The sequence below is a fragment of the Hafnia sp. CBA7124 genome (genome assembly GCF_002355555.1).
Lineage (GTDB): Bacteria > Pseudomonadota > Gammaproteobacteria > Enterobacterales > Enterobacteriaceae > Hafnia > Hafnia alvei.
Genome location: NZ_AP017469.1, coordinates 3,063,044 through 3,079,008, shown reverse-complemented (window position 1 = coordinate 3,079,008; position 15,965 = coordinate 3,063,044). Strand labels below are relative to the sequence as shown.

The following is a 15,965-nucleotide window of genomic DNA, read 5'->3' as shown; positions in this document are numbered from 1 at the left end:
CTTACTGACGCATGCTGATTGCCATACGATTGAAGGCATTCATAAGGCTAATGGCAAAAGTTAAGTCAGCAATTTCAGTATCGTTAAAGTGTTCTTTCAACGTCGCAAATAATTCATCGGACGTTCCACAATATGAAATATGCGTGACGGCTTCAGCCCAGTCTAGCGCTGCACGTTCACGCGCGTCGAACGCTTCAGCCATACGCCAGCCAGATAAAATATCCATTTTATGTTGGCTGTAACCGGCTTTACGCAGCGCCGTGCTGTGCATATCCAAGCAAAATGCGCAGCCGTTGATTTGGGAAATACGCAGGTAAACCAGTTCAACCAGATGGCCTAATGAGCTTTTGCTTAATGCCATGCTGGTTTGAATAAGGCCGTTGTAGGCCTCAGGGGAAAGTTTGCCGTAGGCAAGACGCAGGTGTGACATGATTTATTCTCCGCAAAATACATCTGAACAGCGCTAAGGCGCGTCGCTCTCGTGGTTTGATAAAGCGACTTTACGCTCAATATGGCCTAGTATATAGAGCCATATCTTTACTATTTTTATAGGCCATATTATGGCGACTCTTCACGCTTTTCTCGTTGTTGATCCTTCAGCTAAAGAGCCAATTTATCGCCAAATTTACCAACGAATTAAGATGGCGATTACTGATGGCGTGCTCACTCCCGGCGAGCGGTTGCCTTCCCTGCGGGGCTTAGCCAGCGATTTAAGCGTTGCCCGTGGAACCGTTGAAGCGGCCTATGGATTGCTGAGCGGTGAAGGATATATCGAAAATAGCCAGCAGGGCGGAACGCGGGTTTCTCGGCGGCTAAATATGGCGAAAAGCGCTGAGATCCCCAAACCGATATTAGAAGCGCCTCGTCATGCCGGTATGCCTTTGCCTTCTTCACAGCGGTTGCCGTTTCAACTCGGTGCACCCGCTTTGGATGCATTTCCTTTAGGGCAATGGAATCGTTTATTAAGCCAGTGTGCGCGTCAGACTCGGCGTGAAGAACTTTCTCATCCGGCACCTCAAGGTTTTCTTACGCTGCGAGAGGCGTTAGCCGGGTATCTGCATATCTCACGCGGTATTCGCTGCGCGGCGCACCAGATATTTATCGCGGCTGGTTATCGCTCGGTGCTGTCACTGATTGCGAATGCCTTACTTAAACGTGGCGATGAAGTTTGGTTAGAAGAACCCTGTTTTCCGTTCCCATGGCATGTGCTGCAAGATTTTGGCGTGAGCCCCGTGCCCATCCCCGTGGATGAGCAGGGATTGTGCGTGGAAAAAGGCGTGCGCGATCATGCACAGGCACGCGCAGCGTTGGTTACGCCAGCACATCAAAGCCCGCTTGGCTTAGGACTTAGCCTGCCACGGCGCATGCAGCTTTTAGCGTGGGCGCAGCGCCAGCAAAGTTGGATTATTGAAGATGACTATGATGGCGAATTTCATTATCAAGGGCATCCGTTACCGGCGCTGAAAAGTTTAGATCAACTAGAACGCGTGCTGTACGTTGGCACCTTCAGCAAGGTGCTGTTTCCCGGATTGCGCATTGCCTACGTGGTGGTGCCGGAGGCTCTACTTCCTCAGTTTCACCAGACCATGCGGACGTATCCCTGCGTGTGCCCCACGCTGATGCAGGCCACCACGGCACAGTTTATTTATTCAGGTCAGTTTTATCGTCATCTAAAGAAAATGCGCAGTTTGTATGCTCAGCGTCGGCTCTGGCTGGCACAGGCATTACAGCGACAGACGCGTTATCGGCTAATCACCGAGCTTCAGGCGGGCGGTATGCATTTGCTGGTGCGTTTACCCGAATGCTTCGATGATGCTTTGGTTGAAAGAGAGGCGCGGGTACAGGGGCTCGCGTTGGAGGCGCTTAGCGTTTGGTATCACGGCACTGAAAATCCGCCACACGGGTTGATCTTAGGTTTTACCAACGTGGAAAGTGAAGCTATGGCCCAGAACTGGGTGGAATTATTGCTGAATGTGCTGGCGCGTTGTTCTCCCGTTGCGGGCGAGCGCTGAACTCAGTACCATTTGCGCCTCAAATTTAGGCGCAAATAATAATGATGAGCATGCAGGCTGAATGATGCAGACAGTAAAAAGGGTGCTTTTAGCACCGATGGAAGGGGTTCTCGACTCTTTGGTGCGCGAACTGCTGACCGAAGTGAATGATTACGATCTCTGCATCACCGAATTTGTGCGCGTGGTGGACAGCCTGCTGCCTGAAAAAGTGTATTACCGTCTTTGCCCCGAACTGGCTAATCAAAGCCTAACGCCTTCAGGAACCGCCGTGCGCGTGCAATTACTGGGGCAACATCCTCAGTGGTTGGGCGAAAATGCAGCGCGAGCCGTTGAGCTCGGATCGTGGGGCGTAGATTTGAACTGTGGCTGTCCTTCGAAAATGGTCAACGGCAGCGGCGGCGGTGCGACGCTGCTCAAAGATCCTGAGATGATTTATCTGGGTGCCAAAGCGATGCGTGAAGCCGTGCCGTCACATTTACCGGTTACGGTGAAGGTGCGTCTTGGCTGGGATTCGGGTGCGCGCCAGTTTGAAATTGCCGATGCGGTACAGCAAGCGGGCGCAACCGAAATTACCGTGCACGGACGTACCAAAGAAGATGGGTATAAAGCCGACAAAATTAACTGGGCGGCGATTGGCGAAATTCGTCAGCGTTTGAGTATTCCCGTGATCGCGAACGGTGAGATTTGGGATTGGCAAAGCGCGCAAGATTGCATGGCGGCTACCGGCTGCGATTCGGTGATGATTGGCCGTGGAGCGCTCAATGTGCCGAATTTGAGCCGAGTCATTAAGCAAAATGCGCCTAAAATGCCGTGGCCTGAGGTGATGTTGCTGCTCAAAAAATATGTGCGACTTGAGAAGCAGGGCGACACCGGGTTATATCATGTCGCTCGCATTAAGCAGTGGCTGGGGTATTTGCGTAAAGAATATGCCGAAGCTTCAGAGGTTTTCAGTGAAATCCGTGCGTTGAAAACTTCGGCCGATATTGCCCGCGCTATTGAACGACTCTAGCGTTAACGACTCTTTCTCAATGGCTAAGCGACCGCGCTCGCTTAGCCATCAGTTTCCCGCCAAAAACATTCACCAATAATCCCAGCATGATGAGCAGCAAACCATAAATCTGCAAAGTCGAAATTTGCTCGCCTAAAATAAGTGCGCCACTGGTTAATCCAACGACCGGCACCAGCAGAGCGAACGGCGTTACGCGCCACGTTTCATAACGGGTTAGCAAGCTTCCCCACAGGCCGTAGCCAATATGGGTGGAGAGGTACGCGATGTAGCACAGGGCCAGAACGGTTGGGATGCCAATATTCATCACGCTGCTTTCAATTACGGCTTGTCCTTCGAACAGCCACGAACAGAGTAAAAAAGGCAAAATAGGCACCAATGCGCTCCACACCACCAACGACATAATGCTGGTCTTGCCTGCATTTTGCATGATGGAACGATTGGTAATGTTACCGCATGCCCATGAGAATCCTGCCGCGAGCGTAAAGAGCAGGGCGATTAAAGGGATGTCGGTTAAGCTTCCCGTCATACCGCCTTTGGCGAGTACCAGCATGCCTACCGCCGCCATAAGAATTCCGATGATCTGGCTGCGTTTGATTTTCTCACCAAGAATCAATGCGCCAAGCAAAACGCTAAAGAATACCTGCGATTGCAGAACCACGGAGGCAATGCCTGACGGCATACCTAGATTGATAGCACAAAATAAAAAGGCAAACTGTGCGAAGCTGATGGTGAGCCCATAAATAACGATCCCCTTCAGCGGGATTTTTGGACGTGGTACAAAAAATATCGCCGGAAACACAACCAGAATAAAACGCAGTGCGCCGAGGAGCAAAGGCGGCATACCGTGCAAACCCACCTTGATGACCACAAAGTTTACGCCCCAGATAACGACGACACACAGGGCTAACAACATATCTCTAATGGACATTATGACTCCTTGAAAGGGCGCGCTTTTTTGATTTTTCTCGCTGGCTTGGATGCAAAACTATAGCTAAAGTCATCAAGGTGAGATACCCGCGAACGGGATATGTTCTGAATAAAGAGTAAGGTGACATAGTTAGCCTGCTTAGAAGCGTGGGGAAGCATAAATTTGGCTATCCAACAGAAGATTCTGCTTAAAGGAAAACGTCATGAGCGATTGGGATCCAGAACTGTATTTGCGCTTTGAGGCGGAAAGAACCCGTCCAGCGCGTGAATTGCTTGCCAGAATTCATCATCCTCACGCTATGAAGGTGAGCGATTTGGGCTGTGGGCCTGGTAACAGCACGGCGCTATTAGCGCAGGCGTGGCCAACGGCGCAGGTGACCGGCGTGGACACTTCACTCAATATGCTCAACAAAGCACAGGAAAGATTGCCGCAGTGTACCTTTGTACAATCAGACATCAGCCATTGGCAGCCTGATGAAGCGCAAGATGTTATTTATGCTAACGCGGCTTTGCAGTGGGTGTTGGATCATGAAACCCTGTTGCCGCATTTGGTCGCGCAGCTGGCGGATAATGGCGTTCTGGCGATTCAAATGCCGGATAATCTCAATCAGCCTTCTCATGCATTGATGCGAAAAGTTGCGGCGGAGGGGCCATGGGAGAGTTTGAATGGTGAAGCCGAATCCGTGCGCAAAAAGTTGCTGACCACTGAGGAGTACTACGATCTTCTGGCATTACAAGGATGTGAAGTTGATATTTGGCGCACGACTTATTACCACGTCATGCCATCGGCTTCGGCCATTATTGATTGGCTGAGCTCCACGGGATTACGTCCCTTCCTTGATAAACTCAGCGAGGATCAGCGCCCCGAGTTTCTTCGCCGCTATTTATGCGAACTCGAGCAAGTCTATACACCGCGCGCCGATGGAAAGGTGCTATTAGCGTTCCCTCGCCTATTTATTGTGGCGCGCAATGTGGAGAACGGAGCGATTTAGCGACGCGGGTTTTGTTTTAGGTGTTATTCATTATTTTTAATCAATAAAAATAAATGACGATCTGAATATTAAACTCACAACCAGAAACATAATTATTACATCTTCTCGTAGCTCAAACATTCACGTTAAGAGTATGATTATCGCCAGCTTGTCGGCCTACATCCCTTGTGTGGCGCGGCAAGCAGCGTTCCGGGGATTTAAGCACACTATTTTATGCTGCCCTCGGTGTTATCGAACATTTGATTGATACGTGATCATGCCTGTAAAACTCCGATATTCTTTATTAAGCCTGTTGCTTTTAGGCAGCAGCGTGGCCAGCGTTCCAAACGTGCTCGCAAGTGAGAACGCGCCAACAACGCATAATGCCTCTTCTTTGGTATTAGCGTCAGGCAGTGCAATGGTGGTGGATTTAAAAACCCATAGCGTCATTTATTCGAGTAACCCAGACGTGCAGGTTCCTATTGCTTCAATCACTAAACTGATGACGGCAATGGTGGCGTTAGATGCCAAACCTGCGATGGATGAAGTGATTTCGGTCGATATCCACAATACCAAAGAGCTGAAAGGCGTTTTTTCTCGGGTGCGTGTGGGAAGTGAGGTCAGCCGTCGTCAAATGATGTTAATGGCGCTTATGTCTTCGGAAAACCGCGCTGCGGCAAGCCTTGCCCATCATTATCCGGGCGGCTACAACGCCTTTATTAAAGCGATGAATGCTAAAGCGCGTTCGCTAGGAATGACGCATACCCGCTACGTTGAACCCACTGGACTTTCTGTGAACAACGTATCCACGGCGAGAGATTTAACCAAGCTGCTGACGGCGAGCAAAAACTACCCGTTGATTAGCGAGTTGAGCACCACAGAAACCAAGTCGGTGACGTTCTCAAACCCGGTTTATACCGAAACATTTAACAATACCAACCACTTGGTGCGTAATGATAAATGGGCAATCCAACTGACTAAGACCGGCTTTACGAATCAGGCCGGTCATTGCTTGGCGATGCGTACCACTATCGGTGGCCGTCAGGTGGCGCTGGTAGTACTGGATGCTTTCGGAAAATATACTCATTTTGCCGATGCTAATCGCCTGCGAGATTGGATGTTAACCGGTAAAGCATCGCCGGTTCCTGCGGCGGCGCTGAGCTATAAAAAGCAGAGAGGCCTGCATGGCAGTGTACAGGTTGCTGATAATAAGTAGTTTTTAAAAATTATCCGACGCTGACGGTTTTCCGTCTCACGATAAGAACGGCAGGGGCTAAAACCCCTGCCGTTTTTTTATGCATAAAGCGGGTCTTGAGATTAACGCGACATTTTTCCCCCTAACCCCTATCATTATCTCAGTGATTAAAGCTTAAGGATTTCAATGTGGCTGGTGGTAGCTTACTAACGTTATTAGATGATATTGCCTCAGTGTTAGACGACGTAGCGCTGATGAGCAAAATGGCAGCCCGCAAAACCGCAGGGGTTTTAGGGGATGATTTAGCCTTAAACGCGGAGCAGGTCACTGGCGTTTCAGCTGACCGAGAACTGCCGGTGGTATGGGCGGTGGCAAAGGGATCCTTGTTCAATAAGGTGATTTTAGTACCGCTCGCCTTGTTGATCAGTGCTTTTGCACCGTGGGCGATTACGCCTTTGCTGATGCTGGGTGGCGCATTTTTGTGCTACGAAGGTTTTGAGAAACTGGCGCATAAAGTGTTGCACGGCAAAGAGGAAAAACATCAGCCAAAAGCCGAAGAGAAAATGCCCGACGATCTACGCGCCTACGAAAAGGCTAAGGTCAAAGGAGCCATACGCACTGATTTTATTCTCTCCGCCGAAATTGTAGCGATTACGCTCGGCACGGTCGCCGCTGCCCCGTTTATCCAGCAGGTGATCGTCCTCAGTGGGATTGCCATTGTGATGACGCTGGGCGTTTATGGCATCGTGGCAGGCATTGTGAAGCTTGATGATTTAGGCCTGTGGATGAGCAAAAAAAGCTCGGCATTGGTTCAAAAACTGGGCGGTTGGATCGTTGATGCTGCACCGTACTTGATGAAGATCCTCTCCGTAGTGGGTACGGCGGCGATGTTTATGGTGGGCGGTGGGATTATCGTTCACGGTTTACCGTGGGTGCATCACTACTTCGAACATTTAGCAGAAAGTGGAGCTGACCTGCCAACGGTTGGTACCGTGATTGCTGGCCTTGGCCCTACGCTGCTTAATCTCGTGTTTGGGGTTATCGCTGGGGCGATTGTATTACTGGTAGTGAGTGGCGTTGGGAAGCTGATCCCGAGAAAAGGATAAGGCATTCCTTAGCGTATACGTTGCTAGGTAAAATTCCGCCCGCCGGTTTGTATCGAGTTTGGTCGCACATCTGTGGAACATAGATGAAACTCGGTATTCATCGTTGGGCGGAGTTTTATCGCGAGATAGTTAGGCCGAATTTAAAATCGATTTACTTAAAATCGATTTACTTAAAATCGATTTACTTAAAATCGATTTACTTAAAATCGATGTACTCTGCACCTTAAAAGCTATCCCAATTCTCACCATTATCATCGGCAACGGCTTTCAATTTTGGCGCAGCTACAGCCTGTGGCTGTACTCGAATTTTCTCGGGCGCAGAACCTGATGTGGCGAGTTTGAAGAGCGCAACGGTTTGATTTAAACGATCGGCCTGATCTTCAAGGGCGCTGGCAGCGGAAGCGGATTGTTCAACCAAGGCCGCATTTTGCTGGGTGACCTTATCCATTTCATTAACGGCCTGCGCGATCTGGGTGATCCCGCGACTTTGCTCTTCTGAAGCGCTGGATATTTCTTGCATGGTTTCGGTGACTTGGCCAATGGCGGTCACAATTTCTGTCATTGCACCACTGACGTTTTCAACCAAATCATTGCCTTGATCGACGCGCAAGACGGATGCATCAATCAGCGTTTTAATCTCTTTGGCAGCCTGAGCGCTGCGCTGCGCTAAACTGCGCACTTCACCGGCCACAACGGCAAATCCACGACCTTGTTCGCCAGCCCGAGCCGCTTCAACCGCCGCATTCAGCGCCAGAATATTGGTTTGGAAAGCGATTCCATCGATGACGCTGGTGATATCGCCAATTTTGCGGGAACTATCGGCAATATCACTCATGGTGACCACCATTTTACGGGTGATTTCACCGCCGTTAACGGCGCTGCTTGACGCGCGTTTTACTAATGATGTTGCTGCATTTGCACTATCGGCGTTGTTTTTTACCGTAGCAGAAAGCTGTTCCATGCTGGCTGCGGTTTCTTCAAGCGAGCTTGCCTGTTCCTCAGTACGGCTGGAAAGGTCGCTGTTGCCTGCCGCAATTTCCTGTACGCCGGTATAGATATTCTGAGTGCCTGCGCGCACTGCGCTGACGGTATTCGCCAGCTCATCACGCATGTGCTTCAGTCCTTGCATCAGTTTGCCAATTTCGTTGTTGCCATTGGCATCAATTTCAATCGATAAATCACCGTGCGCAATGGCCGCTTGATAGTCGATAACCTGATTGATTTTATTCAGCACATATTTTCTTATCCACACCAAAACCGCGCCGGTCAGGACAATAAATACGAACATAAAGGAAAGCGAAAGCGGCAACATTTGACGATAGCTGGCCTGAGCCGCGTTGGCTGCAGGCGTAATAATAGAATTGGCTACGTAGGCTGATGTGTCATCCAGTGCAGACATAAAATGCGTGGATGAACTGTTGTGCATAATCGACTGGAATTTAACCAGATCGTTATTTTCTAGGCTGACAATCAATTGCAGCAGATCACCGCGAGCTCTTTCATAGAGCGATTTAACGTTTTTAGTGCGCTCAATTTCATTTTGATTGGCTTGAGAGAGTTGATAAAACTTCTCCATCTGCTGATCGACTTCGTTCAGATTTTGGCGCAGTTCACCGAGTGACTGACGCGCCTTGGCATCTTGCGGCTGAGTTGCGAGCATCAGCGCGTCTTTGAGTACTTCTTCACGGATCTCGGTGACTGAAGCATAGGCGTTATCCATCGCCATGATTTGGTTAAAGCCGGAGGAGATTTGCGTGAGTCGGTCATTCGTGCCTGAGGCATCAAGAATGCTCCAAGAACCGGAGAAAATTTGAATAATACAGAATAGGGCTAATACACCCATTAATCCCTGAGAGATTTTTAATCGTTCGAACATAGATAGCACAACCTAAATTTAATCAGATGCAATAGGACAAATAACGTTGTCATTGCCGTGGGAAGTGCTCTCTGTTTTCGGCTGAAAAACTAAAAACTTTAGCTATTTAATAAATCTTGATGCTTAAAAACGATGGTATAAATCTATCGTTAACTTAATTGAATCAATTAAAACATAATAATAACATTATGCTGTTTTTATATTTCCATCGTTGATGTGTGTATTTAGTAGAAAATGATAAATAAGCTTGTTAATTATTTTGCAATTAGGAATAACTTTATAAAATCAAATTAGCCCACATAAAATGTAGGCTTTGGGATCAAAAGGTAATCTAAAACAGTCTACGCCTTAGAGGAACATGCCACCCGAGGCCTCAATACGTTGACCATTAATCCAGCCCGCCTCTTCTGACAACAACATGGTGACGGCTTTGCCAATATCTTCAGGTAAACCCACGCGTCCCAAGGCGGTTTGTGAGGCGATAAAGTTGTTAACCTGCTTGTTATCGCGCACTACGCCACCGCCAAAATCTGTCTCAATAGCACCTGGAGCGAGAATATTCACGCTAATGCCGCGCGACCCGAGTTCTTTGGCCTGATAGCGTGTCAGCACTTCCATTGCGCCTTTCATCGCTGCATAGGTTGCAAAGCCTGGTAGAACAAATCGGCTTAAACCAGTGGAAATATTAATAATACGTCCACCGTCTATGATGATGGGCAGCAGAGCCTGAGTGAGGAAGAATGGCCCTTTAAGCTGAATGTTCATGAGTTGATCAAACTGTTCTTCGCTGGTTTCGGCGAAGGGAGCATTGATGCCAATACCGGCATTATTAACCAAAAAATCGAAATCTTTGCGTCCCCATTTTTGCCCTAACACTTGTTCCAACGCGGTACGGAAATGAGTGAAGGAACTGGCTTGGCTAACATCTAAGGGTAAGGCAGCGGCCTGTGCACCGGTCTGTTCAATCTGTTTCACCACGTCGTTGGCTTCATCTTGTTGGCTGCGGTAGGTTACAACGACATCGACTCCCTGCGCGGCAAGATGCAGCGCCATGCTTTTACCTAAGCCACGGCTTGCGCCGGTAATCAGTGCAATCTTATTACTCATGTTCATAACCCTCGTGTGGGGCGCTGCCGATGCAGGCCATGTCAGGAATCATATTGTTTGTTTGAAATGAAATAAACGTGCTAAATATGACAATACTGTTCATAAAATAAGAATAATCAAAATGGATAAAATCACTGCGATGCAGGTGTTTATCAGCGTAGCCGAACTGTCTAGTTTTAGTCGTGCCGCGGATCGAATGGGGTTACCTAAGGGGGCGGTTTCTGGTGCGATTCAACAGCTTGAAAATCATTTTGGTACCCAGCTTCTGCATCGCACGACGCGCAAGGTAACGCTAACTCAAGATGGGCAGCGGTGCTATGCGAGATGCCAAGATGTGCTGGCAGACATCGAGGAGCTTGAGGGCATGTTTCGCACGTCAAATGCTCCGCTCTCTGGGCGTCTGCGCGTTGATATGCCTAGCGGGTTAGCCAAGATTGTGATTCAGCAAGGTCTAGCCGCTTTTTTATCCGCTCATCCCGCGCTTGAATTAGAACTTAGCAGCAGCGATAGACGCGTTGATTTAATTCAAGAAGGTTTTGACTGTGTGGTGAGAGTGGGGACCTTGCAAGATTCTGGCCTCATTGCTCGCCCTTTAGGTCAGTTGCAAATGGTGAATTGTGCCAGCCCAGCCTATTTGGAAAAGCAGGGGTGCCCGCAAACCGCAGCGGATTTGCAGCGTCATCACCTGATCCATTATCAAAGCGCTCAAGGTGCCCCTAGGGATAAGTTTTCCTACGTTATGCCGCAAGGTGATATTAAGGCAGTGGATATGCAAGGGGCGCTGACGGTGAACAGCACGGAATCTTATTCATCGGCCTGCATAGCGGGATTAGGGATTATTCAGGTACCGATTATTGGTGTGCGAGAGGCTTTGCAAGCGGGGACATTAGTTTCAATTTTAGAACACCTACCGGCCCCTGCCATGCCCGTTTCGTTGCTTTACCCACATCGCCGTAACTTAGCCATGCGGGTACAGGTTTTTATGGATTGGATGTCAGAGGTGATCCGTAAACAGTATGTCGAATAATATTACAGGTTAAGATTTTTCATATTGATACATAAATTTAATCAACTCGCTTTCGAGAATTTTTTCACGCCACCAACGAGATGCTACGCCTTCAGACGCGTTGTTCCACCCCAGATAAGCCAGATCTTTCTGTCTGCTTGATGTGGTTTTTTTTGCAACTAATGTTCCCGTTTTTAAATAAGGCTCGACGATATGGCGTGGCATAAATCCACAGCCTAAACCTGATACCAGCGCCAGCAATTTATTATGAAAATCATAAACCACCATACGTTCCTGCTCCTGCAAATAGTTGGTAGCTTGCCCAGTACTGAAGCGAGCCGTATCACCGATAACGATTGCGCGGTGAGTACAGATTAGGCGTGGATCAAGTGGCTCATCCGCGGTGGCCAAGGGATGAGAGGGTGATATAACAAACACATTCTCCAACATACCTAACATATGGTAAGAGAATTCCGTTGAGGTAGGGGGTTCGTTGATGGCGCCCAAAATAATATCAGCATCGTTTTGAGTCAGCTGTTCCCATGAGCCGGAAAGAGTATGGTGGGTAAATCTAAGCTGGGTCAGACAATTGAGCTGATAAAACTCCTCAATCATGGGCAGCAACAGATGGAAAGGGAATGAGCCGTCAAGCGCAATAGTCAGTTCCTTTTCCCAACCAGATTCGATCTGGACAGCCTGTTTTTCTAACTCACGAGCGGCGCTCAGTAAAATCCTGCCTTTTTCTAATACTATTTTTCCCGTATCGGTAAATTTTGCTCTATGACCTGAACGGTCTAAGAGTTTGATGCTGAGGTCATTTTCAAATTTCTGCACCATGTAACTTAGTGCTGCGGGTGTTTTAAAAAGCGACTCGGCTGCTGCAGCAAAACTACCATGTTTTTCCAGTGCATCAAGAATCAGTAGAACATCCAAATTTACGCGCATCGTAACCTTCTAATTTTAAGAAATAAAATTTACTCATAGTGTACGGTGTTGGTCGTTTTCTTTGTTTAGGAATATCTTTGTTTAAAAATAATGTTAGGAATATTCTTTAATCTGTCACGAATATATAAAGTAATTAATATTACGAACGTTACCAATATATTACTGGCAGGTATAGGTGATTATTCTGTTTCTCCGTTGAATTAAGATATATCGAAACTTGGCGTGAAGCAATAATCTCTACAATACTGTTAGCGCGATAATAATAAATAAGAATTTACGCAACATAAAATAACTTAATAAGTTGTTAAAAATTTCCAGCTATCAACTAATTCAGTGAATACCTAGCATGTAGTCCGTTCATCACAGGTACGAAAGTATTATTCAACTAAATGAAAATTAAGGATATTACATGTCAATTCGTGAATTGCTCGATCCAAAGAATTCAACACTGATTTTTATCGACCATCAGCCGCAGATGTCTTTTGGGGTGGCGAATATTGACCGTCAAACCTTGAAGAATAACACCGTTGCATTAGCTAAAGCCGGTAAGATTTTTAATGTGCCGACTATTTACACCTCTGTTGAAACTAAAAGTTTCAGTGGCTATATCTGGCCAGAGTTGTTAGCTGTTCATCCTGAAATTGCGCCTATTGAACGTACTTCTATGAATTCATGGGAAGATAAAGCGTTTGTTGCCGCGGTTAAAGCGACCGGCCGTAAAAAACTGGTTATCTCTGCGCTGTGGACCGAAGTTTGCCTGACGTTCCCTGCGCTGATGGCATTGGAAGAAGGTTTTGAAGTTTACGTAGTAACGGATACTTCTGGTGGCACTTCAGTTGACGCGCATGAGCGTTCAATCGACCGTATGGTTCAAGCCGGTGCGGTACCAGTGACCTGGCAGCAGGTTCTGTTGGAGTACCAGCGTGACTGGGCGCGTAAAGAAACCTATGACGCAGTCATGGATTTGGTGCGCGAACATAGCGGCGCTTACGGTATGGGCGTTGATTACGCTTACACCTTGGTGCACGGTGCACCGCAGCGTAAAGCTTAATCTGTAGATTTCTATGGGGCGGGATTATCTCGCCTCAATCACTTCCGTTTTTCCAATCAGGATGCCCCAGCATGGCAGCAACCAATACCGTAACCTTGGTTATTACGCATAATCTGCAACCTAATCAGGCAATAGCTTATGAGGCATGGCTCGCCCGCATCATGCCTGCTGCGCAGCAATTTCCGGGGCATCTTGGTGTCCATGTTATTCGGCCAACGGCTGGAAGCGAAGCTTATAACATCGTGATCCGCTTCGATACGCTGGATAATCTTTACGCATGGACCAACTCCGATCTGCGTAAAAAGTTGGTGGCTGAAATCCAGCCGATCCTCGCGCAAGAAGAACACTATGAAGTTCGTACCGAACCAGAATTTTGGTTCACGCCAAGCACCCCTACGGTTAAACGCCCGCAAAAATGGAAGCAGTTTCTTATTACGCTGCTGGTGATCTTTCCCAGTACTAATCTGGTGCCGTGGATAACCGGAATGTTGTTGCCTGAGCTTAAAGGTACGCTACTGCTGCATTTTATTAATGACGCCTGCGTGGTGGGGCTGGTGGTGTTTATGTGGATGCCATTGGTTACACGCATATTTGCTGGCTGGCTGAAGAAATAGTCAACCTAGGTGATAGGAGTACGACTTATGTCTCAAAATGCTTCACTGATACTCACTAATGGTCAGTTTCATACGCTCGATCGAGAAAATCCGCTGGCCGACGCGGTGGCGATCAAAGACGGTAAAATTCTGGCTGTTGGCACAACTGCTTACGTGATGGGTTTTGCCGGTGAAGGCACACAGCTGGTTGATTTAAAAGGCCATACTGTGATCCCTGGTCTGAATGATTCCCACCTGCACCTGATTCGCGGCGGCCTGAATTACAATCTTGAACTGCGTTGGGAAGGCGTGCCATCTTTAGCTGATGCACTGCGTATGCTGAAAGATCAGGCGGATAGAACGCCATCGCTGCAGTGGGTTCGCGTTGTTGGGGGCTGGACTGAGTTTCAGTTTGCTGAACGCCGGATGCCAACGATTGAAGAACTGAATGATGCTGCGCCGGATACTCCAGTATTCGTGCTACATCTTTACGATCGCGCACTCTTAAACCGTGCCGCATTGAAAGCGGTGGGCTACACCAAAGACACACCAAATCCGGCCGGTGGTGAGATCGTTCGTGATGCTAAAGGCAATCCTACGGGAATGCTGATCGCCAAACCAAATGCCATGATCCTGTACGCAACGCTGGCCAAGGGGCCAAAATTGCCGCTTGAAATGCAGGTGAACTCGACCCGTCAGTTTATGCGTGAGCTAAACCGTCTGGGTGTGACCAGCGCCATTGATGCAGGCGGTGGTTTCCAAAACTATCCTGAAGATTACGAAATTATTCAGCAACTGCATGATGAAAAGCAGATGACGGTACGTATCGCCTATAACCTTTTCACACAGCGTCCTAAGCAAGAGCTGGAAGATTTCCAGAAATGGACCGATATGCTAACGCCAGGGCAGGGCACCGATTTTTATCGTGCCAACGGTGCCGGTGAAATGTTGGTGTTTTCTGCCGCTGACTTCGAAGATTTCCTCCAGCCTCGTCCTGATTTACCTGAAGGTATGGAAGATGAATTGGAACGAGTGGTACGCCATTTGGTGGAAAACCGCTGGCCGTTCCGTTTACACGCCACTTATAACGAATCGATTTCTCGCATGCTTAACGTATTCGAGAAAGTGAATCGTGAAATTCCATTCAATGGCCTGCATTGGATCTTCGACCACGCTGAAACTATTACCGAGCAGAATATAGAGCGCGTCAAAGCGTTGGGCGGTGGAATTGCGGTTCAGCATCGTATGGCGTTCCAAGGCGAATACTACGTTGAGCGTTATGGCAAAGACGCCGTGAAACAGACCCCGCCGATCCAAAAAATGTTGGAGATGGGCGTGCCGGTAGGCATGGGGACTGACGCCACACGCGTTGCCAGCTATAACCCGTGGACCGCGCTGTATTGGTTAGTTTCGGGCCGAACGGTTGGTGGTATGGCGATGTACGATGATAACAATCGTCTACCACGCGACGTGGCTTTGGATCTATGGACTGCAGGTAGCGCATGGTTCTCTAACGAACAGGGCAAAAAAGGCCATATCAAGACCGGGCAGTTGGCGGATATGGTGGTGCTGTCGCAAGATTTCTTCAGCGTAGCGGAAGAGGCCATTAAAGGTATCGAATCAGTGATGACGATCGTGGATGGCAAAGTGGTATATGCCGCGGGTGCGTTCACTCCGTTAGCTCCGCCATCGATTCCGGTGGTGCCAGATTGGTCTCCGGTAGTTAAGGTTCCGGGTCATTATCGTTCGGCTCCACCTGCTGAGAATAAAGCCGGTGTTTTGGCTCAGATGCACCAATGCTGCGGTTCTTGTGGTGTGCATGGGCATTCTCATGATAAAGCACGTAAATCTGCAATTCCTGTGTCGGATGAGCAGGCATTTTGGGGCGTTTTAGGTTGCTCTTGTTTCTCATTCTGATTTCAATGAGTTGGCCTATGGCCGTTTGAAAACGATGAGATGTTTGTTTATGGGCGCTGGATGATTCCAGCGCTTTTTTATTGCCTGTCAAAATAGAATTCCCTTTGTTCATAGGGGCGATAAAAACGCCAACTTATGGCATAATGTGCCCAAAATCACATTTCTTAAGAGTACTAGTCTTGTTAATCAGCAATAACATCACGATACAGTTTCAAAGTAAATAAAAAAACGCTAGCTTCATAGTCTTATA

14 protein-coding genes are annotated in these 15,965 nt (G+C 48.2%); 9 read left to right on the top strand and 5 right to left on the bottom strand.

Annotated features, from left to right (window positions below; all coding sequences use genetic code 11):
- Window position 1: 1 nt before the first annotated feature.
- A complete protein-coding gene (locus CPY98_RS14210) occupies window positions 2–430 on the bottom strand; it encodes a carboxymuconolactone decarboxylase family protein (protein WP_025797546.1) in 429 nt (142 codons plus the stop codon).
- Window positions 431–560: 130 nt separating this feature from the next.
- Here CPY98_RS14210 and CPY98_RS14205 point away from each other — a divergent pair, with 130 nt between their 5' ends.
- Together CPY98_RS14205 and dusC are read left to right on the top strand one after the other, a co-directional pair.
- Window positions 561–2,012, top strand: coding sequence for a PLP-dependent aminotransferase family protein (locus CPY98_RS14205; protein WP_096388165.1), 1,452 nt, complete (start codon window positions 561–563; stop codon window positions 2,010–2,012).
- Window positions 2,013–2,076: 64 nt separating this feature from the next.
- Window positions 2,077–3,021, top strand: a complete 945-nt coding sequence (dusC, locus tag CPY98_RS14200) for a tRNA dihydrouridine(16) synthase DusC (protein ID WP_038502962.1) — start codon at window positions 2,077–2,079, stop codon at window positions 3,019–3,021.
- Window positions 3,022–3,037: 16 nt separating this feature from the next.
- Here the strand turns inward: dusC and CPY98_RS14195 are convergent, their stop codons facing one another.
- A complete protein-coding gene (locus CPY98_RS14195) occupies window positions 3,038–3,949 on the bottom strand; it encodes an EamA family transporter (protein WP_025797552.1) in 912 nt (303 codons plus the stop codon).
- Window positions 3,950–4,151: 202 nt separating this feature from the next.
- On the opposite strand from CPY98_RS14195, the gene tam reads away from it, so the two are divergent.
- The 3 genes from tam to CPY98_RS14180 all read left to right on the top strand — a co-directional run bounded on the left by tam (window position 4,152) and on the right by CPY98_RS14180 (window position 7,220).
- The gene (gene tam, locus CPY98_RS14190; protein WP_025797555.1) at window positions 4,152–4,940 is read left to right on the top strand and encodes a trans-aconitate 2-methyltransferase; all 789 of its coding nucleotides are present in this window, start codon (window positions 4,152–4,154) and stop codon (window positions 4,938–4,940) included.
- 256 nt (window positions 4,941–5,196) lie between these two features.
- A complete protein-coding gene (gene pbpG, locus CPY98_RS14185; protein ID WP_043494464.1) occupies window positions 5,197–6,135 on the top strand; it encodes a D-alanyl-D-alanine endopeptidase in 939 nt (312 codons plus the stop codon).
- Between the two features lie 167 nt (window positions 6,136–6,302).
- Window positions 6,303–7,220: a DUF808 domain-containing protein gene (locus tag CPY98_RS14180; RefSeq protein ID WP_096388163.1), complete on the top strand. Its 918-nt coding sequence runs from the start codon at window positions 6,303–6,305 to the stop codon at window positions 7,218–7,220.
- A 223-nt stretch (window positions 7,221–7,443) separates the two neighbouring features.
- Here CPY98_RS14180 and CPY98_RS14175 read toward each other — a convergent pair whose 3' ends face one another.
- On the bottom strand, window positions 7,444–9,096 hold the full coding sequence (locus tag CPY98_RS14175) for a methyl-accepting chemotaxis protein (RefSeq protein ID WP_096388161.1): 1,653 nt from the start codon (window positions 9,094–9,096) through the stop codon (window positions 7,444–7,446).
- Between the two features lie 348 nt (window positions 9,097–9,444).
- Window positions 9,445–10,203: an SDR family NAD(P)-dependent oxidoreductase gene (locus tag CPY98_RS14170; RefSeq protein WP_096388159.1), complete on the bottom strand. Its 759-nt coding sequence runs from the start codon at window positions 10,201–10,203 to the stop codon at window positions 9,445–9,447.
- A gap of 121 nt (window positions 10,204–10,324) precedes the next feature.
- On the opposite strand from CPY98_RS14170, the gene CPY98_RS14165 reads away from it, so the two are divergent.
- Complete coding sequence (locus CPY98_RS14165; RefSeq protein WP_096388157.1) at window positions 10,325–11,230, top strand: LysR family transcriptional regulator; 906 nt, start codon at window positions 10,325–10,327, stop codon at window positions 11,228–11,230.
- A 9-nt stretch (window positions 11,231–11,239) separates the two neighbouring features.
- Here CPY98_RS14165 and CPY98_RS14160 read toward each other — a convergent pair whose 3' ends face one another.
- Window positions 11,240–12,154 carry a LysR family transcriptional regulator gene (locus CPY98_RS14160; protein WP_046448623.1) on the bottom strand — a complete coding sequence of 305 codons (915 nt, stop codon included), beginning with the start codon at window positions 12,152–12,154 and terminating at the stop codon, window positions 11,240–11,242.
- 409 nt (window positions 12,155–12,563) lie between these two features.
- Between CPY98_RS14160 and CPY98_RS14155 the strand changes: the two genes are divergently transcribed.
- The 3 genes from CPY98_RS14155 (at window position 12,564) to CPY98_RS14145 (ending at window position 15,715) form a co-directional block, all read left to right on the top strand.
- Window positions 12,564–13,205: a hydrolase gene (locus tag CPY98_RS14155; protein WP_025797567.1), complete on the top strand. Its 642-nt coding sequence runs from the start codon at window positions 12,564–12,566 to the stop codon at window positions 13,203–13,205.
- A 71-nt stretch (window positions 13,206–13,276) separates the two neighbouring features.
- Window positions 13,277–13,819: an antibiotic biosynthesis monooxygenase gene (locus tag CPY98_RS14150; protein ID WP_046448622.1), complete on the top strand. Its 543-nt coding sequence runs from the start codon at window positions 13,277–13,279 to the stop codon at window positions 13,817–13,819.
- A gap of 27 nt (window positions 13,820–13,846) precedes the next feature.
- Window positions 13,847–15,715 carry an amidohydrolase gene (locus tag CPY98_RS14145; protein WP_096388155.1) on the top strand — a complete coding sequence of 623 codons (1,869 nt, stop codon included), beginning with the start codon at window positions 13,847–13,849 and terminating at the stop codon, window positions 15,713–15,715.
- Window positions 15,716–15,965 lie beyond the last annotated feature (250 nt).